Source organism: Vallitalea longa (assembly GCF_027923465.1).
In the GTDB taxonomy this organism is placed as follows: domain Bacteria; phylum Bacillota; class Clostridia; order Lachnospirales; family Vallitaleaceae; genus Vallitalea; species Vallitalea longa.
On the sequence record NZ_BRLB01000014.1, the window covers coordinates 67,361 to 90,175 of the forward strand.

The 22,815-nt window shown below is 30.4% G+C and carries 22 protein-coding genes; 20 read left to right on the plus strand and 2 right to left on the minus strand.

All coding sequences use genetic code 11. From position 1 onward, the window contains the following. Window positions 1–9 precede the first annotated feature (9 nt). Window positions 10–996 carry a DNA polymerase III subunit delta gene (holA, locus tag QMG30_RS18300; RefSeq protein ID WP_281817882.1) on the plus strand — a complete coding sequence of 329 codons (987 nt, stop codon included), beginning with the start codon at window positions 10–12 and terminating at the stop codon, window positions 994–996. 88 nt (window positions 997–1,084) lie between these two features. Here holA and rpsT read toward each other — a convergent pair whose 3' ends face one another. Further along, complete coding sequence (rpsT, locus tag QMG30_RS18305; RefSeq protein ID WP_281817884.1) at window positions 1,085–1,345, minus strand: 30S ribosomal protein S20; 261 nt, start codon at window positions 1,343–1,345, stop codon at window positions 1,085–1,087. A 243-nt stretch (window positions 1,346–1,588) separates the two neighbouring features. On the opposite strand from rpsT, the gene gpr reads away from it, so the two are divergent. The 14 genes from gpr (at window position 1,589) to thiI (ending at window position 18,594) form a co-directional block, all read left to right on the plus strand. Then, entirely contained in the window at window positions 1,589–2,611 is a 1,023-nt protein-coding gene (gene gpr / locus QMG30_RS18310) for a GPR endopeptidase (RefSeq protein WP_281817885.1), read from the plus strand. Between the two features lie 220 nt (window positions 2,612–2,831). Next, complete coding sequence (locus QMG30_RS18315; RefSeq protein WP_281817888.1) at window positions 2,832–3,755, plus strand: aminoglycoside phosphotransferase family protein; 924 nt, start codon at window positions 2,832–2,834, stop codon at window positions 3,753–3,755. A 492-nt stretch (window positions 3,756–4,247) separates the two neighbouring features. Next, entirely contained in the window at window positions 4,248–5,462 is a 1,215-nt protein-coding gene (gene spoIIP, locus QMG30_RS18320) for a stage II sporulation protein P (protein ID WP_281817890.1), read from the plus strand. Between the two features lie 85 nt (window positions 5,463–5,547). Continuing rightward, complete coding sequence (lepA, locus tag QMG30_RS18325) at window positions 5,548–7,359, plus strand: translation elongation factor 4 (protein WP_281817892.1); 1,812 nt, start codon at window positions 5,548–5,550, stop codon at window positions 7,357–7,359. Between the two features lie 8 nt (window positions 7,360–7,367). Beyond that, a complete protein-coding gene (gene hemW / locus QMG30_RS18330; RefSeq protein WP_281817895.1) occupies window positions 7,368–8,510 on the plus strand; it encodes a radical SAM family heme chaperone HemW in 1,143 nt (380 codons plus the stop codon). Window positions 8,511–8,882: 372 nt separating this feature from the next. Continuing rightward, window positions 8,883–9,917, plus strand: a complete 1,035-nt coding sequence (gene hrcA / locus QMG30_RS18335; RefSeq protein WP_281817897.1) for a heat-inducible transcriptional repressor HrcA — start codon at window positions 8,883–8,885, stop codon at window positions 9,915–9,917. A 15-nt stretch (window positions 9,918–9,932) separates the two neighbouring features. Beyond that, entirely contained in the window at window positions 9,933–10,568 is a 636-nt protein-coding gene (grpE, locus tag QMG30_RS18340) for a nucleotide exchange factor GrpE (protein WP_281817899.1), read from the plus strand. Window positions 10,569–10,707: 139 nt separating this feature from the next. Further along, a complete protein-coding gene (gene dnaK, locus QMG30_RS18345; protein WP_281817901.1) occupies window positions 10,708–12,573 on the plus strand; it encodes a molecular chaperone DnaK in 1,866 nt (621 codons plus the stop codon). A gap of 213 nt (window positions 12,574–12,786) precedes the next feature. Next, on the plus strand, window positions 12,787–13,938 hold the full coding sequence (dnaJ, locus tag QMG30_RS18350) for a molecular chaperone DnaJ (RefSeq protein ID WP_281817903.1): 1,152 nt from the start codon (window positions 12,787–12,789) through the stop codon (window positions 13,936–13,938). Window positions 13,939–13,979: 41 nt separating this feature from the next. After that, on the plus strand, window positions 13,980–14,909 hold the full coding sequence (prmA, locus tag QMG30_RS18355) for a 50S ribosomal protein L11 methyltransferase (RefSeq protein ID WP_281817905.1): 930 nt from the start codon (window positions 13,980–13,982) through the stop codon (window positions 14,907–14,909). Window positions 14,910–14,944: 35 nt separating this feature from the next. Continuing rightward, window positions 14,945–15,682 (plus strand): 16S rRNA (uracil(1498)-N(3))-methyltransferase, encoded by a 738-nt coding sequence (locus QMG30_RS18360; RefSeq protein ID WP_281817907.1) that lies wholly within the window; start codon window positions 14,945–14,947, stop codon window positions 15,680–15,682. A 1-nt stretch (window position 15,683) separates the two neighbouring features. After that, window positions 15,684–16,049: a response regulator gene (locus QMG30_RS18365; protein WP_281817911.1), complete on the plus strand. Its 366-nt coding sequence runs from the start codon at window positions 15,684–15,686 to the stop codon at window positions 16,047–16,049. A gap of 144 nt (window positions 16,050–16,193) precedes the next feature. After that, window positions 16,194–17,351 carry a cysteine desulfurase family protein gene (locus QMG30_RS18370; protein ID WP_330680783.1) on the plus strand — a complete coding sequence of 386 codons (1,158 nt, stop codon included), beginning with the start codon at window positions 16,194–16,196 and terminating at the stop codon, window positions 17,349–17,351. 46 nt (window positions 17,352–17,397) lie between these two features. Further along, window positions 17,398–18,594 carry a tRNA uracil 4-sulfurtransferase ThiI gene (gene thiI / locus QMG30_RS18375; RefSeq protein ID WP_281817917.1) on the plus strand — a complete coding sequence of 399 codons (1,197 nt, stop codon included), beginning with the start codon at window positions 17,398–17,400 and terminating at the stop codon, window positions 18,592–18,594. A gap of 91 nt (window positions 18,595–18,685) precedes the next feature. Here thiI and QMG30_RS18380 read toward each other — a convergent pair whose 3' ends face one another. Next, window positions 18,686–18,919 carry an HPr family phosphocarrier protein gene (locus QMG30_RS18380; RefSeq protein WP_281817919.1) on the minus strand — a complete coding sequence of 78 codons (234 nt, stop codon included), beginning with the start codon at window positions 18,917–18,919 and terminating at the stop codon, window positions 18,686–18,688. Window positions 18,920–19,351: 432 nt separating this feature from the next. Here QMG30_RS18380 and mtaB point away from each other — a divergent pair, with 432 nt between their 5' ends. The 5 genes from mtaB to QMG30_RS18405 all read left to right on the plus strand — a co-directional run bounded on the left by mtaB (window position 19,352) and on the right by QMG30_RS18405 (window position 22,736). After that, window positions 19,352–20,725 (plus strand): tRNA (N(6)-L-threonylcarbamoyladenosine(37)-C(2))-methylthiotransferase MtaB, encoded by a 1,374-nt coding sequence (gene mtaB / locus QMG30_RS18385; RefSeq protein ID WP_281817920.1) that lies wholly within the window; start codon window positions 19,352–19,354, stop codon window positions 20,723–20,725. Window positions 20,726–20,945: 220 nt separating this feature from the next. After that, on the plus strand, window positions 20,946–21,206 hold the full coding sequence (locus QMG30_RS18390) for an IreB family regulatory phosphoprotein (protein WP_281817921.1): 261 nt from the start codon (window positions 20,946–20,948) through the stop codon (window positions 21,204–21,206). A gap of 113 nt (window positions 21,207–21,319) precedes the next feature. Then, on the plus strand, window positions 21,320–21,745 hold the full coding sequence (gene ruvX / locus QMG30_RS18395; RefSeq protein WP_281817923.1) for a Holliday junction resolvase RuvX: 426 nt from the start codon (window positions 21,320–21,322) through the stop codon (window positions 21,743–21,745). Window positions 21,746–21,855: 110 nt separating this feature from the next. Then, complete coding sequence (locus QMG30_RS18400) at window positions 21,856–22,122, plus strand: DUF1292 domain-containing protein (RefSeq protein ID WP_281817925.1); 267 nt, start codon at window positions 21,856–21,858, stop codon at window positions 22,120–22,122. A 170-nt stretch (window positions 22,123–22,292) separates the two neighbouring features. Then, window positions 22,293–22,736: a Fur family transcriptional regulator gene (locus tag QMG30_RS18405; RefSeq protein ID WP_281817927.1), complete on the plus strand. Its 444-nt coding sequence runs from the start codon at window positions 22,293–22,295 to the stop codon at window positions 22,734–22,736. Window positions 22,737–22,815: the final 79 nt, after the last annotated feature.

The window sequence follows — 22,815 nt, forward strand, 5'->3', positions numbered from 1 at the left end:
GAGTAGAATATGAAAGGTTTAAAAAAACAACTACAAAACAATGAATATCATAATATATATCTGTTTTACGGTGAAGAAAAGTATCTGTTGGATATGTATCTGAACAAGTTAATAGATGGATTGTTGGCTGATACTGATAAAACCATGAATTATGATTATTTTGATAAAAGCAGTATGAACATAGATAAATTTTTCAATACAATCGAAACACTACCTTTTTTTGCAAGCAGGAGAGTAATTGTGGTAAGTTATGCAAAACTATGTAAAGGTAAGAGTAGTAATTCCACAACTATAGCAGAAAGAATTACTGATATTCCAGAATCAACTACGGTGATTTTTTTAGAAGAAGATATTGATAAGAGAAGTAAGTTGTATAAAGTAATCAATAAAAACGGATATGCGGTTAATTTCAGTAAATTATCAGAGAATGATTTGGTGAAATGGATAGCTCAGAAATTTCATACCTTTGGGAAAAAAATTGAAAGAAGTACAGCAATACATTTCCTAAAAGTAGTAGGAACAGATATGACAAATATAGATAATGAAATAGAAAAGCTCGCCATGTTCTGTATGGATGAAGATATTATAACTAAGGATTCAATTGATGAAATATGTACAAGAAGTATTGAGAACAAAATTTTCGAATTAGTTAGTGCTATGGGACAGAATAGAAGAGAAAGAGCAGTTCTATTGTATCATGATATGATTACAGCTAAAGAGCCGCCAGGAAGAATATTATTTATGTTAATACGTCAATTCAGATTGATATTACAGAGTAAATTACTGCAAAAAAAAGGTTTGAGTGAGCGAGAGATAGGAAGTAGAATAAAATTAGCACCATTTATCGTAAGGGAATGTCTACGTCAAGGTAAAAATATGTCAATAGATCATCTGAAACAAGCACTAAATGATTGTCTAGAAACAGATAGCGGTATTAAAATTGGGAAAATAGATGCTAAGATAGGTGTAGAAGTCATTATTATGAAATATAGTTGATATACTTGAACAAAAGAGGCTATGCATAGTAGATCTGTCCGTTAGTCTATAAAAAATAAAAGAGCCGTACAATTGTACGGCTTTTGATTTATGCGTTATTTACGGCTTTAGTTAAGCGAGAAACTTTTCTTGAAGCAGTTTTCTTGTGATAAACACCTTTTAATTTAGCTTTATCAATATAAGAAATTGCTACTAGTAATTGTTTTTCAGCAGCTGATTTATCTCCGGATTCAACAGCAGCTAAAACTTTTTTAGTTTCTGTCTTAACTCTTGATTTTATTGCTTTATTTCTATTAGTTTTTGTTTCTGTAACTTTAATTCTTTTTTTTGCTGATTTAATATTTGCCAATGAAATAACCTCCAAAATTTTTATAAATATTTTTGTTTCGCAGTGGGAATTAGGAAACTAAACATTTATTTGTAGATCAAATTTAATGATCTTAAGTCTTTTTGGACTTTAAAATAAATATCGCACATAAACATACCCTTGTATTTTAATATATAATAGGATATAAGTCAATGAATATATATAAAATAATTGGAAAAAATATTTTTTAAATAGTATTTAATAATTTAGAAGGGAAATATTTAGATGAATAATAGCAGTGAAGATAAATTGAATAAAGTAGAAGAGAAATATAATGTTAGAACAGACTTAGCTATTGAAGCAAGGGAAATGGTTAGTGAGGAAGAAACAGAGATAAAAGGTATTGAAGTTGTTGTGGATGAACTTGAAGATATTGATTTGTCCGTTACAAGAGTAAATATTCTTGATGATCATGGTGCTAAATCATTGAATAAACCAATAGGTAGTTATATTACGATGGAATGTGAATTGATGAAACAGAATGCACCAGAAGCTCATGAGGAAATAGTTAGAGAATTAGCTAAGCAATTAGGTGATTTAGCTAAAGTCGATAAAGATACCACAGTACTGATTGTAGGGCTTGGAAATAGAGACGTTACACCTGACTCCCTTGGTCCAAGAGCAGTATCTAATGTTTTGGTCACTAGACATTTATTTAAGGAATTCGGAGAGCCAGATGAAGATGATGGACTTAATAAAGTTAGTGCAATAATTCCAGGAGTTATGGGTCAGACAGGTATGGAAACATTTGAAATAATTCAGGGTATTGTCAATAAAATAAAACCCAATTTGATTATAGCTATAGATGCTCTAGCTTCAAGAAGAACAACGAGAGTCAATTCAACAATACAGATAGCGGATACAGGTGTTCATCCCGGATCAGGAGTAGGTAATAGAAGAAAAGGACTTACTGAAGAGTCTCTTGGTGTGCCAGTAATAGCTATTGGTGTTCCTACGGTGGTAGATGCAGCTACTATAGTTAATGATACTATGGAAGAACTGTTGATTGAAATGAAAAAACAGGCGAAGGAAAATACGGATATAGTTGATATGATCAATAGCTTTAATGAACAGGAGAAGTATCAGTTGATTAAAGAGGTTCTCTATCCTTATGTTGGGAATTTGTTTGTTACCCCTAAGGAAATTGACGCAGTTATTAAAAGGTTAAGTAATATTATAGCTTCAGCGTTGAATATAATGCTTCAGCCTAATTTGGAGTTTGATGAGATTACTAAGTTTTTATCATAGGTTGTAGGAACTAAAAAGTTAGTATAAAGTGTTACAATTACTTGTCTTACCCTATGAAGCGGTCGGTCAGCGTGAGAGTAACACTTTATAAGCTTTCCCTATATAGATGGATTATAGATATTAGATAATATCTATTAAGGACAGTCTGTTTTTTCTTGTATAATAATAAATAGTCTGATAACATTAAATCTATCAATACAATAAACAAGGGGGCTTAAGGATGAATATAGCATTTAGTGAAATACCTAATTCTTGTTCTTGGAATAAAATTGAATTAGTTAACAAAGGCTGGTCAAATGATAAAAAATATTACATAGAAACACAGAATGGTACACGTTTATTGTTACGAGTTTCAGATATTACACAATATGAACGTAGAAAAAAAGAATATGATATAATGAATCAGCTTGATGAACTAGATATTTTAATATCTAGACCAATAGATTTTGGTACATGCAATAAAGACCAAGATGTTTATACTCTTCTTACATGGATTAATGGGAAAGACGCTGAAACAGTTCTTCCTTCATTAACAGACATGGAAAAATACAATCTTGGTTTTGAAACAGGTAAAATATTAAGGAAGATACATCAAATTCCTGCACCTGAAGGTCAATTATCATGGTCAGAACGATTCAATAAGAAAATTGACCGAAATATTAGAAATTATGAATCCTGTGAAATTAAATTTCAAGGTTCAGATAATATAATAAAGTATATCAATCAAAACAGATACCTCTTAGAAGAACGAAAACAATCTTTACAACATGGCGATTATCATGTTGGGAATATGATAGTTACAGAACATTCAAAAATAGGAATAATTGACTTTAATAGAGTTGATTTCGGCGATCCTTGGGAAGAATTTAACCGTATTACTTGGTGTGCAGATATTAGTAACCTATTTGCTTCTGGACGTATAAATGGTTACTTTGATAATGATGTACCAGATACTTTTTTTAGGCTCATGGCATTATACATTGGAAGTAATCAACTTTCATCTATTCCTTGGGCTATTCCATTTGGACAAACTGAAATTAATGTGATGATTAATCAGGCTCAAAATGTTTTGAAATGGTATGATAACTTTCAAACGTATATACCAAAATGGTATGTTAAGAACTATGCTAAAAATCATAGTTAAATAGTAATATTTCTTGTTAAATAGGAAAGTCCTACTCTCTATTTTCCTTGAAATCTTTTATGAGGCGTAGCCTCTTTTGTTCTAAAGCTTATCCTTATAAGTAAAATTTAAATAATAATTTATTAGTAATTAATTTGTACATAGAGGTTCGGCAGTTGGGTGGGATAAATAGTTAGTTTTACGAAGACCGGTCCTTTAGGAGTAAGGCGAAGTAAAACTAACTATTTATCACTACGCATATTTCCGTTAGCCCAAAATAAAATTTCTCATCCTATCTTTTCTAAAAATTACTATGAGATATCACTATTACCCTATAGACTGCTAATTTTAATCGCTATTTTCTAATTATCCATTAATACAGTTTATAATATTCCTCACAGTTTTTAGTAATAAATTGCCCTGTCCAAAAATATATTTTTATAAGATATAAAATAATAAGGACATGTTTATGATCTTTTTATATAACTGTCCATCATAGATAAGGGTGATATAATGAACAAAGCATATTCAATTAGAAAAAATAAGAAGGCTTCACTTGTTTATATGGCAGTATTAATAGTGCTATCCATCATAATCATAATAAAATTGTTTGGCATGTATTTCACAAATGAAATCATAAGCTTTAAAAATCTGGTTTTTTCAGACATAGATTCTTCATTTTTCACTAGTTTAATTCATTCTGTTAACCCTTCAGTAGAATATTATTTGGATAGCGATACTAAAACGAACCTTGAGATAGAGAATTATAATAAAGTTGAAGCACTATATGGTTACAATATTCCTCTTATCTCTTTTGTAATGAAGAATGATGATTCCTCTTATGCAACAGCTTCAGAAAACTATCCTAAGCTTGACCAGAAAAAGGAAACATTTCAAAATGAGTTAGAACAATATGATAAAGATGAAAGCTTTTTTTCTTCACATACGTTAGAGCAACAAACTCCAGTGGTTAATCCTACTAACTATTCAATGGAACAACTTAATAATTTTTCATTTCTAAAAACTAACTTATATACTTTTGATCCAAGTATCAATCCTACAAAAGCTAATTTCCCGGTTGAGGAATTTTTAAGTAAAGATATGTCCATTAATATGAATGAGGATGGACCAAAGATATTAATATATCATACTCACTCTCAAGAGAGCTTTGTGGATAGTGTAAAAGGTAAAAAAGAGGATACTGTTGTAGGAGTAGGAGATGAATTGGTACGTATCCTAGAAGAAAAATATAATATAGAGGTTTTACATCATAGGAAAGAATATGATATCGTCAATGGAAAATTGGATAGAGATGAAGCATATCAGAGAATAGAAGCACCACTTAAAGAGTTAATTAAAGAAAATCCATCTATAGAAGTATTGATAGATATACATAGAGATGGAGTTAATGGAAATGTGAGATTAGTAAACAATATTGATGGCAAACAAACAGCCAAAATAATGTTTTTTAATGGGTTGGCATTGTATTCGGTAATGCCCAATAAGTATGTTACAGATAATATGGCATTTAGTTTTCAGATGCAACTAAAAGCTGGGGAGTTATATCCCAATTTTACTAGGAAAATATATCTTAGGGGTTATAGATATAATTTACATCTAAAACCAAAATCTTTGTTTGTTGAAGTAGGAGCACAGACTAATACAGTTTCTGAGGCAATGAATGCCATGGAACCTTTGGCAAAAATTTTATATGAAGTCATAAAATAGCGCGAGATATATTCTATTGTTGCTAAAGTGTGTATAGATATGCTATAATAACCAACAGAAAATGGACTAAGGAGGATGTTGGTCTATGGCAGAATTTAAACAGGATAATATAAGAAATTTTTGTATAATAGCGCATATTGATCATGGTAAATCTACACTAGCAGATAGAATTATTCAATTAACAGGATTACTTACTGCAAGAGAGATGCAGGCACAAGTTCTAGATAACATGGAACTGGAACGTGAAAGAGGTATTACGATAAAAGCCCAATCTGTTAGGTTAATATATAAAGCCCAAAATGGTGAAGAATATATTTTTAATCTTATAGATACACCAGGACATGTAGATTTCAATTATGAGGTATCTAGAAGTTTAGCAGCATGTGAAGGTGCGGTATTAGTTGTTGATGCAGCTCAAGGAATTGAAGCTCAGACATTGGCTAATGTTTATTTAGCATTAGAACATGATCTTGAAATTGTAACGGTTATTAATAAAATTGACCTTCCAAGTGCAGAGCCTGATAGGGTAAAAGCAGAAGTAGAAGATGTAATAGGGCTAGAGGCTGAAGATGCACCTCTTATTTCTGCAAAAGAAGGTATTAACATTGAAGATGTTCTAGAAAAGATTGTATCAGATGTACCTGCGCCTGTAGGAGATGTGAATGCACCCCTAAAAGCATTGATATTTGACTCTCTATACGATTCTTATAGAGGAGTTATAGTATTTTGTAGGGTGAAAGAAGGAACTGTTAAAAAAGGCATGAAAATACGTATGATGGCTACTGAAAAAGAGTTTGAAGTAGTTGAAGTAGGTTATTTCGGTCCAGGACAATTCATCCCTGCTGAATGTTTACAGGCAGGTACTGTAGGTTATATTACTGCAAGTATTAAAAATGTTCAAGATACCAAAGTTGGTGATACCATCACGGATGCTGATAATCCAATAGATGAACCGTTACCAGGGTATAAGAATGTTAATCCAATGGTATTTTGCGGATTATATCCAGCCGATGGTTCTAAATATCAAGATTTACGTGATGCTCTAGATAAATTAAAATTAAATGATGCAGCGCTTAATTTTGAACCAGAAACATCAGTGGCACTTGGATTCGGATTTAGATGTGGTTTCTTAGGACTCTTACATCTTGAAATAATTCAAGAGCGTTTAGAAAGAGAGTATAACCTTGATTTAGTTACGACTGCGCCAAGTGTTATATATAAAGTATACAGAACTAATGGTGAAGTGATGGAACTTGCTAATCCGACTGACTTACCAGATGTTTCTGAAATAAGAGCTATGGAAGAACCTATAGTAAAGGCAGAAATAATGGTTCCAACTGATTATATTGGAACCGTAATGGAATTGTGTCAAGAGAGACGTGGCGAATATTTTGGTATGGATTATATTGAAGAAACAAGAGCTATGCTGACTTATGAATTGCCTCTTAATGAAATAATATATGATTTCTTTGATGCTCTCAAATCTAGAACGAGAGGTTATGCATCATTTGATTACGAATTGGTGGGTTATAAAGAATCTGATTTAGTAAAACTTGATATATTAATCAACAAAGAAGTGGTAGATGCATTATCATTTATTGTTCATACAGATAAAGCATATGACAGAGGAAGAAAAATAGCTGAGAAATTAAAAACAGAAATACCAAGACATCTATTTGAGATACCGATTCAAGCTGCTGTAGGTAATAAAATTATTGCTAGAGAAACAATTAAAGCGATGAGAAAAGACGTTCTTGCAAAATGTTATGGTGGTGATATTTCAAGAAAAAGAAAACTTCTTGAAAAGCAGAAAAAAGGTAAGAAGAGAATGCGACAAGTGGGTAATGTAGAAGTACCACAACAAGCTTTTATGAGTGTTTTGAAATTAGATGAATAGGTGTTGTTATGAAAAAAAATATTAGTCTATATATTCATATTCCTTTTTGCAAAAGCAAGTGTAACTATTGTGATTTTTTATCATTTGATAATAAAGCAAGTGTCATGAAGGAATATGTACAAGCATTAATTAGTGAGATAAAAAGCTATAGCGAAGTGACAAAAGAATATATGGTTAAAAGCATATTTATAGGCGGTGGAACACCGTCTATTCTGTCTTGCGCTGATATTGAAAGTATATTTGAGGCATTAAAATTATACTATAATATTGATAATAATGCAGAGATTACAATTGAAGCTAATCCAGGTACTCTTAATGAAGATAAAATAGGAAGGGTTTTAGATTCGGGAGTTAACCGTATTAGCTTGGGTTTGCAATCATGTAATGATAATTTGCTGAAAAGATTAGGAAGAATTCATACATTTGATGAATTCTTATTAAATTATGATTTACTAAGAAAATATAAATTCAGTAATATAAATGTAGATATGATGTTTGCATTACCAAACCAGAAGATGACTGATTTAGAATATGATTTAAAATCTATAATTGACCTTAGACCTGAGCATATATCATATTATTCTTTGATAATCGAGGAAGGTACCAATTTCTCGAAAATGTATAAGGATAATAAGTTGAATCTACCAGACGAAGATGATGAACGCGCTATGTACTGGTTGATTGATAATCTATTGCAAAAAAGTGGGTACAAACATTATGAGATCTCTAATTTTGCTTTAGGGGGGAAAGAATGTTATCATAATAAGGTGTATTGGATAGAAAAAGAATATATAGGAATGGGATTAGGGGCTTCCTCATTCTTCGAAGGATTTCGGTATAAAAATATTTCTAATATGAATGAATATATTAAATCAAACGGAGAAAGAGAAAAAATAAAAGAAAGCATTCAAAAAATTGATAAGAAGACAGCTATTGAAGAATATATGTTTCTAGGATTAAGATTATTGGATGGTATTGATGAGTTGGATTTTTATAATAGATGGGGACATGAGATTGATTATTACTACAAAAGTGTTATAAAAGAACTCGTAAAAGACAATCTTATTACCAATAATGGATATAGGTTGAAATTAACTAGAAAAGGAATTGACGTTAGTAATTATGCATTAGCTATGTTTTTGTTTGATTGATACAAACTTAATCTATATTCCTTTGTTTGTTTGCATTATATTAAAAGCGGGAAATTTGAGTTAATGATAATTATAATTGAATAATTTAGAGTTGAAAGCCCTTAGATAAGCTTAAAATTATATGTTACAATTATATTACAATCAAAAAAAATAATTAAAATTTGATAAAATTACTTGACAAATCTATCTGCAAGTGATATTTTTATTTCAAGCATTAGCACTCATTGAAGTAGAGTGCTAACAGAAAAATAAATTAATTTGTTTATTCAAAGTATAATTTTTCTCTTGTATATTAACAATACTAAAAAGGTTAAGCCTATTTATAAGTGATTGTTGTTTTTGCTATGAAGCAAGTTGAAAGGTGGTGCAAATATGGAACTAAATGATAGAAAAGTAAAAATTCTTAGAGCGATAATTTTAAATTACCTTGATACAGCAGAACCCGTAGGTTCAAGAACAATATCCAAGAATTATAATCTAGGAATCAGTCCAGCGACTATTAGAAACGAGATGTCTGATCTAGAAGAATTAGGCCTTATTTTGCAACCTCATACATCTGCAGGAAGAATTCCATCTGATAAAGGGTATAGACTATATGTTGATAGACTTATGAATCTTCATCAAGATGAAGTCAACAATGGTTTGTATATAGAGCAGTTGTTTCAACGAGTAGATAGGATAGAATCTTTATTGAAGAGTATCGCTAGACTATTAGCTAATGAAACCAATTATGCTACTATTGTTTCATCACCTCAGATTAACAAGGCTAAGATAAAGAACATACAATTGATAGGTGTGCAAGATAAAAGAATATTAGCGGTTATAGTTACCGATGGAAATATTATAAAAAATTATATGATCAATATAAATGAACCAGTACATCAGACTATGCTGAATAGATTGACTTTTGTACTTAATGAGCAGTTATACGGACTTACACTAGAACAAATTAATTTACCATTAATTCAAGAACTTAAAAATTTTGCTGGTAATAACGCAGAAATTGTTAATAAAGTATTAGATGCAATTTTTGATACTATAAAGTCTGTAGATGACACAGAGATATATACATCTGGTGCAACAAACATATTAAGATTTCCAGAATTCAACGATATATCAAAAGCTACAAATCTAATACACAAGCTTGAAGAAAAACAAGCATTAAAAGATATGGTTTATACTGTATTAGAGGAAAATGGTGTAAACATAAAAGTGACTATTGGTAATGAAAATGCCATTGAAGAAATGAAAGACTGTAGTTTGATTACTACAGCTTATAAGCTTGGTGAAGAAAATATTGGATTTATTGGCATATTAGGACCTAAGCGGATGGATTACGAAAATACCATAGGCTCTCTTTCTTGTTTAATGACCAAAATGGAAGAAATTATTAATAACTTAAAATAGAAAGGCGGTTATATAGTGGCTAATGAAAAGGTTCCTGAGAACACTAAGTCAGAAGAAAAGATAAAAAAAAATAAAAAAGAAGAAGAACTAAAGCAAGAAGAATCAAGGCAAGAAGAAGTAGAAAATGAAAACAATTCAGAAGAAAATGCCGAAAAAGCTGATAATGAAAAATTAGAAGACTCTACTGGAGAAAATGATATGAAGAAAAAATTGAAGCAAAAGGAAAAGGAAGTAAATGAGTATGTAGACAAATTACAGAGAACAATGGCAGAATTTGATAATTTCAGAAAAAGAACAACTAGAGAAAAATCAATGATGTATGAGAATGGAGCAAAAGAAACATTAGAAAAATTACTACCGATTGTTGATAATTTTCAGCGTGCGCTTGAAAGTGTATCTGAAGAGCAAAAAGAAGTTCCTTTTGTTCAAGGAATAGAATTGATTTTTAAACAGCTAATGAGTACTCTTAATGATATTGGAGTAGAAGAAATAAAAGCGGAAGGTAAAGAATTCGATCCTAACTTTCACCATGCCGTAACTCATGCAGAGGACGATTCTTTAGGTGAAAATATAGTATCTGAAGTATTCCAAAAAGGATATATGTATAATGATTCAGTTCTACGACATAGTATGGTTAAGGTAGTTAATTAAATTAAAATATAGAATGTATGATTATATAATCGTGCATCTTATATATATATTATTAAAGAATAATAATCTCGTAATGAATTAAATTAAGTATATGTAATTTATATCTTGGCGAGTATATTGATATGAAGGAGGAAACAAAATGGGCAAAATAATTGGAATTGACTTAGGTACAACCAATTCATGTGTTGCAGTTATGGAAGGTGGAAAACCAGTTGTAATTGCTAATGCAGAAGGTGTAAGAACAACACCATCAGTTGTTGCTTTTACCAAAAATGGAGAAAGATTAGTAGGAGAACCTGCTAAAAGACAAGCGATCACTAACCCAGATAAAACAGTAGCTTCTATTAAAAGACATATGGGTACTGATTTTCGAGTAAATATTGATGATAAAAAATATTCACCTCAAGAAATTTCTGCTATGACATTACAAAAATTGAAAGCAGATGCAGAAAGCTATTTAGGTGAAAAAGTTTCAGAAGCTGTTATCACAGTTCCTGCATACTTTACAGATAGTCAAAGACAAGCGACTAAAGATTCAGGTAAAATTGCTGGTCTTGAGGTTAAGAGAATAATTAATGAACCTACAGCAGCAGCTTTAGCATATGGTCTTGATAATGAGAATGAACAAAAGATTATGGTTTATGATCTTGGTGGAGGTACATTTGATGTATCTATCATTGAAATCGGAGACGGTGTTATTGAAGTATTAGCAACAAGTGGTAATAATAAGCTTGGTGGAGATGACTTTGATGAGCGTGTAATGAATCACTTAATTAAAGAATTCAAAAAATCAGATGGTATAGATTTAACTAACGATAAAATGGCTGTTCAAAGATTGAAAGAAGCAGCAGAAAAAGCTAAAAAAGAATTATCATCAGCAACAACAACTAACATTAATTTACCATTCATCACTGCTACACAAGAAGGACCAAAACATTTAGATATCACTCTTACAAGAGCTAAGTTTGATGAATTAACAGCTGATCTTGTTCAACAAACAATGGGTCCTGTAAATAATGCTTTAAGAGATTCAGGACTTGCTGCAAGTGAACTTGATAAAGTATTATTAGTTGGTGGATCTACACGTATTCCAGCTGTACAAGATGCAGTAAATAAATTGACAGGAAAAGAACCATTCAAAGGAATCAATCCAGACGAATGTGTTGCAATAGGAGCATCTATCCAAGGTGGTAAATTATCAGGAGAAGCAGGAGCTGGAGATATCTTACTTCTTGATGTAACACCATTATCAATAGGTATAGAAACATTAGGTGGAGTAGCTACTAAATTGATTGAAAGAAATACTACAATACCTACTAAGAAAAGTCAAGTATTCTCAACTGCTGCTGATAACCAACCAGCCGTTGATATTCACGTAGTTCAAGGTGAAAGAGAATTCGCTAAAGACAACAAAACAATCGGAAGATTCCAATTAGATGGAATTCCACCAGCACGTAGAGGTGTTCCTCAAATAGAAGTTAGTTTTGATATTGATGCTAATGGTATCGTTAATGTTACAGCGAAGGATCTTGGAACTGGTAAATCACAACATATTACAATTACAGCTAGTACTAATCTATCAGATGATGAAATTAATAAAGCTGTAGACGAAGCTCAAAATTTTGAAGAAGAAGATAAGAAGAGAAAAGAAGCTATTGATGTAAGAAACGAAGCTGATTCACTTGTATTCCAAACTGAAAAGACTCTTAATGATTTAGGTGATAAGGTTGATGCTTCAGAAAAAGCAAAAGTAGAAGCTGAAGTTACTAAGTTAAAAGAAGTACTTGGTAAATCAACTATCGAAAACATGACAGATGCTAATGTGGAAGAGATTAAAGTTGCAAAAGAAGCATTAATGACTGTTTTCACAGAGTTATCAACTAAGTTATATCAACAAGCAGGAGCTGCAGGGGCAGCAGGACCTGGAGCACAAGGAGCTGCACCAGAACAAGAACAACAAAATAAAGATGATGATGTGGTTGACGCAGACTTCAAAGAAGTGTAAAATATAAAGTTGTAAAAAAGCCAAAGACATTGGTCTTTGGCTTTTATAAAGAATATATATATTAGTTGGGGAATCGTTAGAAGATTTTAATCTTGAATGTAATATTTTGACCAGAGTATACAGTGTTGTCCAACATTATATATTGTGGTGAATTTAAAACTATTAATTTATATATAATTCAAATATTAATCATAAAAGAGGTAGGTGTGTATAATGGCAGATAAGAGAGACTATTACGAGGTATTAGGTGTTGGGAGAAATGCTACTGACGCTGAAGTTAAAAAAGCGTATAGAAATTTAGCTAAAAAATATCATCCTGACATGAACCCAGGTGATAAATCTGCTGAGCAAAAATTTAAAGAGGCAACAGAAGCTTACGAAGTATTAAGTGATTCACAAAAACGATCACGCTATGACCAATTCGGTCATGCAGCATTCAGTAACGGAGCAGGTGGAGCTTCGGCTGGAGGTTTTGATTTCTCTGATGTGGGAGACATATTTGGAGATATTTTCGGTGATTTCTTTGGTGGTGGAGGAGGCAGAAGAAGAAGTGCTAATGCTCCTACTAAAGGTGCAAGTCTAAAAACTTCTGTTACACTAGAATTCAAAGAAGCCGTATTTGGTGTAGAGAAAGAAATAGATATGATAGTGTCTGAAACATGTGAAGAATGTTCAGGTACAGGTGCTAAAAAAGGAACTTCAGCAGAAACTTGTCCTCATTGTAAAGGAGCAGGTCAAGTCAGATACAATCAACAAACAATGTTTGGTAACATAACAAGTGTTAAAACATGTAATGCTTGTGGTGGAACTGGAAAAGTTATAAAAGAGAAATGTACATCTTGTAGAGGTACAGGATATGTCAGAAAGAAAAAGAAAATAGCTGTAGATATTCCAGCTGGTATAGACAATGGTCAAAGTATAAGATTAAGTGGTAAAGGTGAACCAGGTACCAATGGTGGACCTAGAGGAGATTTATTGGTTACTGTATATGTAAAACCTCATGAATTTTTCGAAAGACAGGGTGTTGATATATATTATACGCTTCCTATATCTTATGTACAGGCTGCACTTGGTGCAGAACTTAAAGTCCCTACACTTGATGGTGAAGTTAAATATGATATAAAAGAAGGAACTCAAACACATACCAGATTTAGATTAAAAGGTAAAGGAGTACCTCATATCAGAAATTCCAAGATAAGAGGAGACCAATATATAACTGTAGTAGTAGAAGTTCCAAAGAAATTAAATGAAAAGCAAAAAGAACTACTAAAAGAATTTTCTTCTACTTTTGGAGAAAATGTTAAGGATACTAAAGACGGAAAGAAAAAAAAGTGGTATGATAAAGTCATGGATGCCTTTGATTAATATAGGCTACATAATGATAAACTAAAGGATGTGTAAATGAATTGAAATGGACCATGTGCAAAGTCTATATCAATAATGAAGCTATTGAAGCAGTAAGCTATATGCTTACTCAACAAGGAATTCAAGGTGTAGAAGTGGTAGATAATACTCTTTCTAGTGAAGATAGAAAAGAAATTATTATCGATTATATTGAAGAAGGTGTCATTGATAATAATAATGATACCTATGTAAAATTTTACTTGTCAGATGAAGAAAACATAGAAGAAAAGTTAGAGATCATAAAAAACAAGTTAATTGATATAAATAAATATATAGATGTTGGTACAGGTAAGATAGAGTCATCTACCATAAATGATGAAGACTGGGCAAACAATTGGAAAAAATATTATAAGCCATTTAAAATAGATAATATAATAATTAAACCAACATGGGAAAAGTACACGAAAAGTACTCATGAAGATGTTATAATAGAAATTGACCCTGGTATGGCTTTTGGGTCAGGAACACATGAAACCACTTCAATGTGTATCAGTATGCTAAACAAATATTTGGATAATGATTATTCGGTGATAGATGTTGGTTGTGGTAGTGGAATATTAGGTATTACCGCTGCCAAATTAGGTTCTAGAGAAGTAACATGTATTGACCTTGACAAAAATGCTGTAAAAGCAACTAAAGAGAATGTAATAACTAATAAAGTGGAAGATAAAGTTCATGTGCTTAATGGTGATTTGCTAAAATTAGTTAATGTAAAAGCTAATATAGTAGTTGCTAATATTATGGCTGACATAATAATGATGTTAGCTAAAGGAGTTTCTGAATATTTATTGCCTAAGGGTATTTTTATATCTTCTGGTATTATTTTAGATAGAGTGGATGATGTTAAAGGTACGTTGACTGATAATGGTTTTGAGATATTGGAGATTATAAGAAAAGGTGAATGGGCGGCAATAGTTGCTAGACCTATTTAGCATTTATGTATTTTTGAAAGGAAAGCGTGTTTTGTATGCATAGATTTTTTGTGGAACCTAATCAAATTGTTGAAAATGAAATTCGTATTGTTGGTGAAGATGTAAAGCATATTAAAAATGTACTTAGAATGAACAAAAATGAAGAAATTATAATTTGTGATGGACATAGCAATGATTATTATTGTATAATTAATAGTATTGAAGATAATTCTATAAATACAAAAATTATTACAAAAACACAATCAGAGACGGAATTAAATACAAGAATTTACCTTTTTCAAGCTTTGCCAAAACAATCGAAAATGGAATTAATTGTGCAGAAAGCAGTAGAACTTGGAGTATATGAAGTTATTCCTGTTATTACTGATAGAAGTATCGTTAAGATAGACAACAAAAATTCAGCTAAGAAGTTAGCTAGATGGAATAAGGTTGCCGGGTCTGCTGCAAAACAATCTAATAGAGGTATTATTCCAAAGGTTAATAATATAATGAAATTTCAAGATGCGATAGAATATTCTAGGCAAATGGATACAACTATTTTCCCTTATGAAAATGCTAAAAATATAAAAGAATCAAGAGAATTTATTAACAAGTTGTGTTGTGAGAGGATTGGAGTATTTATAGGTCCTGAGGGAGGATTTAGCCTTGATGAGATAGAGAAGGCTAAAAGTAGTGAGGCTAATATCATAACGCTAGGAAAAAGAATATTAAGGACAGAAACAGCAGGATTAGCTATATTATCATTATTGATGTTTCAACTTGAGGAGGAATAGTATGGCATTAAGAGTATTAATCGTTGATGATGCAATTTTCATGAGAACCGTTTTAAAGAAAATGTTAGCAGAAGAAAATTATGATATTTGTGGAGAAGCCAATAATGGGAAAGAAGCAATAAGTAAGGCTAAAGAATTGCAACCAGATGTAATTACACTTGATATTACGATGCCTGAAATGGATGGTGTAACAGCACTTCCAGAAATACTTAAGGCAAGTCCTAATTCAAAAGTAATTATGTGTTCTGCTATGGGTCAGCAACCTATGGTAATAGAAGCAATAAAAAATGGAGCAAAAGATTTTATTGTGAAACCATTCCAAAAATCAAGAGTTGTCCAAGCTATAGAAAATGTTGCAAAAAAATAACCCAATAGTTAGGTACTCCAAACATTTTTTTAAAGGTAACGGTTTTCGGAAGATATATTATATTAAACTTTAGTGAGTTTAATATAATATATCTTTCTTAAGTTTTTATTCGGAACGAATTTTATGACTGAAAGGATGTCTAAAATGGAAATTTATTTAGATAATGGGGCTACTACAAGACCTTTTGAAGAAGCTATAAATTTAATGTGTAAAGTTTTTGGGCAAGATTACGGTAATCCCTCCTCATTACACAAAAAAGGATTTCAAGCTGAAAAATATATACTTAAATCAAAAGATATATTTTCAAAAATATTGAAAGTGAATAAAAAAGAAATATATTTTACATCTGGAGGTACAGAATCTAATAACCTTGCAATACTAGGTATAGCCAATGCTTATAAGAGAACAGGTAAACATATTATTACTACCGCTATTGAACATTCTTCAGTTAAGAATACAATTAATTATCTAGGGGATAATGATTATGAGATAACAGTTCTACCAGTAGATAGTGATGGGCTTATTGATTTAGAACAATTGAGGAGAAATATACGTAAAGATACTATTCTGGTATCAATAATGCATGTTAATAATGAAATCGGAACAATTATGCCAATAGAAGAGATAGGCAAAATTATAAAAGAAAAAAATAGTGAAACGGTTTTTCATGTAGACGCTATACAATCATTTGGTAAATTAAAGATATATCCTAAGAAATATAATATTGATATATTAAGTATAAGCGGTCATAAATTTCATGCACCTAAAGGTATAGGTGTGATCTATATTAATGATAATATAAAGATCAATCCCATCATATATGGAGGATTTCAACAGAATGGTATCAGATCAGGAACAGAAAATGTTCCAGGAATAGCTGCTGTAGGGTATGCAGCAGAAAGAATGTATGATAATATAGATTGTAATGTCAAAAATTTATATAAATTAAAAGAACATTTAGCTAATAGAATTATTAATGAAATACCTGATACGTATGTAAACGGTATACAAGTAGATAAAGGTGCTCCTCATATATTAAGTATAAGATTTGATAAACTTAGAGGAGAAGTATTACTTCATAGTCTTGAAGAAAAAGATATATTCGTATCTACAGGTTCAGCATGTTCATCTAATAAACCTTCTAAAACAGGACCTCTACAAGGTATTGGGCTTAGCAATGAAGAAGCTTTATCAACTATTAGATTTAGCTTTTGTATTAATAATACAATAGAAGAACTTGATACATGTGTAGAAGAATTAAAAAAGATAGTACCAGTATTAAGAAAGTTTGTTAGGCATTAATAATCAATTATATAGACAAATGATTTTGGAAGGATTGGATTAACTTATGAGTAAACTTAAAAAAGCTTTTTTAATCAAATATGGAGAAATAGCGCTTAAAGGTAAGAATAGATATATATTCGAGAATATTCTTGTTGAACATATAAGAAGAACGGTTAAGCATTGTGGAGATTTCAAAGTAAGCAAAGAACAGGGCAGAATATTTATTGAGCCATTTTCAGATTATGATTATGAAGAAGTTATTGAAAGATTATCAAAAATATTTGGAATTGTAGGAATTTGTCCTGTCATTGTTCTTGATGATATGGATTTTGAATTAGTCAAGCAATCAGCGCTTGAGTATATGAAAGATGAATACGAAGATTTCAACTTTACATTTAAAGTTGATGCAAGAAGGGCAGATAAGAGGTATCCTCTTAATTCTATGGAAATTGCTTGTGAAGTAGGTGCTTATCTACTTGATAATATTCCACAGTTGAAAGTTGATGTAAAAAAACCACAAGTTAAAGTATGGGTGGAAATAAGAAGCAGAGCCTATATTTATTCTAAAGTAATCAAAGGATTAGGCGGAATGCCTGTAGGTTCAAATGGTAAAGCTATGCTTATGTTATCAGGAGGAATTGACTCACCTGTCGCAGGTTATTTGGTAGCTAAACGTGGTGTCAAGTTAGATGCTGTCTATTATCATAGTCATCCTTATACCAGTGATAGAGCTAAGCAAAAAGTTATTGATTTAGCTAAAATCGTTTCTAAGTATTCAGGTAGAATTAATCTTAATGTAGTGCCTTTTACAGATATACAGTTATATATATACGAACAATGTCCTCACGAACAATTAACTATCATAATGCGTAGGATAATGATGATTATAGCTGAAAAAATAGCAGAGAAAAATGGTGCACTTGCATTAGTTACCGGTGAGAGTATTGGTCAAGTGGCATCACAAACAATACAGAGTCTAACAACTACGAATGCAGTTTGTAATATGCCTGTTTTTAGACCTCTTATAGGATTTGATAAGCAAGAAATTGTAGAAATCAGTGAGAAAATAGAAACTTATGAAACTTCTATTTTACCTTATGAAGACTGTTGTACAATTTTCGTTGCTAAACATCCAGTTACTAAGCCTTCATTAAAGTCAATAATCAGATCTGAAAAACGTCTAGAGAAAATAGATGAAATGATAGAAGAAGCAATTAATAATATAGAATTAGTTAAAATTAAACCAGATGAAGAAGAATAAAATAAAATTTGACTATAACAAAAATCCACTTATAAGTGGATTTTTATATGGTTAAACCATATTGGTATTTCACAAACGTGAAATTCAATGATTATTCAACGATAAAATCTTTTAAAGTGCCAGCAACGTGATCGAATGCTTTATCATCATGGATAGTTAATTCAATTGGTTTACTTAAATCTAAACTGAATATTCCCATAATTGATTTAGCATCAATAACATAGCGACCTGAAACTAAATCAAAATCAGAATCAAATTTACTGATTGCATTAACGAAATTTTTAACTTTATCGATTGAATTCAATGTTACTTTAATTGTTTTCATGTAATTGACCCCCTTAAAAGTGTTTTTTAATATTTTAATACATGAATATACTAACCTTTATAGAGAAATAAGTCAATGATTAAAATTACCAAAAAAAGTAAACTATATTAGGTGGTTTTAGTTAAACTACTGAAATAATATACAAAAAAATAAATAAATATTGTAAGGTATTGATATGTATTTAAGGATTAGCACATTCTTATGTCTATTTGGAGTTTTTTACTAGATTAATACATATTCTCCAAATAGTATATTTAGTAAATAAGTATAACCATTTTGGACTAACTAAGCCATCTATAGAGGCTATAATCAACAAATATTCAATAGAGAATACAATTAGTTTAGCAATTTGGATTTTGGTATGAAATGAGTTGATTACCTATCTACTGTATGGTAGCATATATTTATGTGAAATTAGGAGGAATTAATCTTATGAAAGATATTAATATAGATAAAGCTGATTTGAAGCTTGGTAATAAAGAGTTTTATGAAAAATATGGACGTAATAAAACTGTATCTACACATACTTTGGGTTGTAAAGTAAATCAATACGAAACAGAAGCTATGGAAGAACTGTTTGAAAAAGCTGGATATGAAATAGTTGATTTCAAAGATAAAGCAGATATTTATGTTGTTAATACATGTACTGTTACTAATGTAGCAGATAAGAAATCAAGACAAATGTTATCAAAAGCAGAACATACTAATGAGAATGCTATTATTGTAGCTGTAGGATGTTATGCTCAGATAGCAAAAGATAAATTGGAGAATGACAAAAATATAGATCTCGTAATAGGTAGTAATAATAAAAATAGAATAGTTGAATTAGTGGAAGAATACATTAATGAAGGAAATAAAATCAACGTTGTAGAAGATATTGGGAAAACAACTAGATATGAAAATATTTTCATTTCCAAAGTAAACGAAAAAACAAGAGCGTATATTAAAATACAGGATGGTTGTAATCAATTTTGCTCATATTGTATTATTCCATATACTAGGGGTAGAATAAGAAGTAGAGAAATGAGCAGTGTTGTAGATGAAGTTAATACTCTCGCAAGGAAAGGATATCATGAAATCGTATTAACAGGGATACACATCGCCTCATATGGTAAAGATATGGCTAATACTTCACTCATTGACTTGCTGATTAAATTAAACACAATAAAGGGAATTTTAAGAATTAGGCTCGGTTCTCTAGAACCTAATTTGATTACTGATGAATTCGTAAAACAGATATCAGCATTGAAAAAAATATGTCCACATTTTCATTTATCTTTGCAAAGTGGTTGCGATGAAACTCTAAAAAGAATGAATAGGAAATATACTACAGACCAATTTTTTGAAAAAGTCAATATCATAAGAAAAGCTTATGATAATCCATCAATTACCACAGACATAATAGTAGGATTTCCAGGTGAAACGGATAAAGAATTTAACGATACAATGGATTTTGTTAAGAAAATTGGATTTAGTGGTATTCATGTTTTTAAGTATTCTATGAGAAAAGGTACACCTGCTGCTGCAAGAAAAGATCAAATCAATCCAAAAATAAAAACAGAACGAAGTCACATTCTATCTAGCGAGGAAAAGAGAATACGCAATGACTTCTTACAAAAATTCATCAACAAAGATGTAGTAGTATTGTTTGAAGAAGAAACAATAATTGATGGGAAAAAATGTTATTTTGGTTTTACAGAAAATTATATAAAAGTCAAGGTTATAAATGATAATAATATACAGAATCAACAACTTAAGGCTACAATTGTTAAAATAGAAAATGATTATTTAGTAGGAAGTATATAATTGGATAAGATTAAAATAATATTACAAAGCAAATTTTAATTGTATTTTGTTTATATATATATTAATATATAGTAAAAGGATATATAATATTTTATATGTTGGTATAAAAGCTTGTCATTTATAATATTATTTATATATAAGTTGCTAATTTAATAAAATTTCTTATTTGTTATTTAAACAAGGCAAATATGGAATAGTGTAAGTGAGGATGGTGATATGGGTGAAAAACATAAATAATACGCAATTTTTTAAAAAATTCAATAAAGAACCTGAACAAGCGAACGAAATATTGGTAAGTGTATATGAAGCCCTTACAGAGAAAGGATATAACCCTATATCTCAGATTGTAGGGTACATTTTATCTGGTGATCCTACTTATATTACTAGCCATAAAAATGCTAGAAGTTTGATAAGTAAAGTTGAAAGAGATGAATTATTAGAAGAGTTGGTAAAAAATTATATAGACAATAACTGTAAGTAGTCGTATAATATACAAGATGTATTAATGATTAGTATACTATTCTTGTTTGAAAAGTGTGCAAAGAGCACACTTTTATTATGATATGAAAAGAAAATGTTGAGGAATGTGGTAGAATGCGTATTTTAGGTTTGGACTATGGAAGCAAGACTTTGGGAGTTGCAGTTAGTGACCCGTTTGGATGGACTGCCCAAGGTATTGAGACTATTAATAGAAAAGAAGAAAATAATCTTAAATCAACAATTTCAAGATTAGGTGATATAGTAAATGAGTATAATATAGAAAAGATTGTATTAGGTCTTCCTAAAAACATGAATAATACATCTGGAGACAGAGTGGATAGGACCTTATATTTTAAAGATAGATTAATTAGAGAGTTTGGCATTCCAGTAGAAACTTGGGATGAAAGACTTAGTACAATAGGTGCCAAAAGGTCTTTACTAGAAGCTGATCTTAGCAGAAAAAAGCAAAATAAGGTTATAGACAAGATGGCAGCGGTTTTTATTTTACAAGGGTATCTTGACAACTTGCAGCAAAATTAATAGAATATATCTAATATTAATAATAAGATTATAAAAAGAATAATTATTTTGAAATATATATAGTTATAAAATTAATTAAAATGGTTAATAATTTGAAAGGTGGATAATTGGTGGAAACTATTGTATTTACGTTTGAAGAAACGGGAGAAGATGTAGAATTTGCAATTTTAAGCTCTTTAGAATATAATGAAGAGACATATTTATTAGCAGTCGAAAAAGATGAATTGGAATTGGATGATATAACTGCATATGTTCTTAAAGCAGTAGGTCTTGATGACGATGATGTAATATATGAAATTGTAGATGATGATGACGAACTGTTACCTGTCAGTGAAAAATTAATGGATAAAGTAGAAGATATTGATTTGGATATTTAGTACCAAATTTGACAAAATCATATTAGGGATTTATAATTATATTATCTATATTTAACATTTGTATTGGTAATATATTAATTAAGAACCTACAAATTATACGATTGATAGATATAAACTTGAATAAAGTTATATAAATATATGGTATATAAAAAAAGTATGGGGGAATATAAGTGTCTGTTAGCAGTGAAGATTTTAAGAAAATGTTGAAAGAAAAAGGATTTAAGCTTACTACTCAAAGAAGAACTGTATTAGATGCGCTTCAAAATAATGAGGGAAATCATTTAACGGCAGAAGAGATATATGAGATAGTAAGGAAGAAATGCCCCGAAATCGGACTAGCTACTGTATATAGGACTATACAACTCTTGCATGAGTTAAAATTAATAGATAAATTAAACTTAGACGATGGATTTATAAGATATGAAATTGGTAAGTTTAGTAATGATAATCACCATCACCATCACCATCATTTAATCTGTGAAAATTGTGGTAAAGTTATTGAAGTTGAAGATGACTTAATGGAATCCATAGAAGAAGGATTCGAAGAAAAATACGGTTTCACGGTTACTGATCACAAAGTAAAATTTTATGGTATTTGTAAAAACTGTAAATAGTAATCAAAGTGCGGAGAGAAATTTATTGTTGAATATATTTATGATAAATATATTCATGTAGTACTGATGTTTGACTTAA

Coding starts and splice junctions, on each gene's coding strand:
- holA (WP_281817882.1), top strand. CDS start 10: ATGAAAGGTTTAAAAAAACAACTACAAAACAATGAATATCATAATATA.
- gpr (WP_281817885.1), top strand. CDS start 1,589: ATGAATAATAGCAGTGAAGATAAATTGAATAAAGTAGAAGAGAAATAT.
- QMG30_RS18315 (WP_281817888.1), top strand. CDS start 2,832: ATGAATATAGCATTTAGTGAAATACCTAATTCTTGTTCTTGGAATAAA.
- spoIIP (WP_281817890.1), top strand. CDS start 4,248: ATGAACAAAGCATATTCAATTAGAAAAAATAAGAAGGCTTCACTTGTT.
- lepA (WP_281817892.1), top strand. CDS start 5,548: ATGGCAGAATTTAAACAGGATAATATAAGAAATTTTTGTATAATAGCG.
- hemW (WP_281817895.1), top strand. CDS start 7,368: ATGAAAAAAAATATTAGTCTATATATTCATATTCCTTTTTGCAAAAGC.
- hrcA (WP_281817897.1), top strand. CDS start 8,883: ATGGAACTAAATGATAGAAAAGTAAAAATTCTTAGAGCGATAATTTTA.
- dnaK (WP_281817901.1), top strand. CDS start 10,708: ATGGGCAAAATAATTGGAATTGACTTAGGTACAACCAATTCATGTGTT.
- dnaJ (WP_281817903.1), top strand. CDS start 12,787: ATGGCAGATAAGAGAGACTATTACGAGGTATTAGGTGTTGGGAGAAAT.
- QMG30_RS18360 (WP_281817907.1), top strand. CDS start 14,945: ATGCATAGATTTTTTGTGGAACCTAATCAAATTGTTGAAAATGAAATT.
- QMG30_RS18365 (WP_281817911.1), top strand. CDS start 15,684: ATGGCATTAAGAGTATTAATCGTTGATGATGCAATTTTCATGAGAACC.
- QMG30_RS18370 (WP_330680783.1), top strand. CDS start 16,194: ATGGAAATTTATTTAGATAATGGGGCTACTACAAGACCTTTTGAAGAA.
- thiI (WP_281817917.1), top strand. CDS start 17,398: ATGAGTAAACTTAAAAAAGCTTTTTTAATCAAATATGGAGAAATAGCG.
- QMG30_RS18380 (WP_281817919.1), bottom strand. CDS start 18,919: ATGAAAACAATTAAAGTAACATTGAATTCAATCGATAAAGTTAAAAAT.
- mtaB (WP_281817920.1), top strand. CDS start 19,352: ATGAAAGATATTAATATAGATAAAGCTGATTTGAAGCTTGGTAATAAA.
- ruvX (WP_281817923.1), top strand. CDS start 21,320: ATGCGTATTTTAGGTTTGGACTATGGAAGCAAGACTTTGGGAGTTGCA.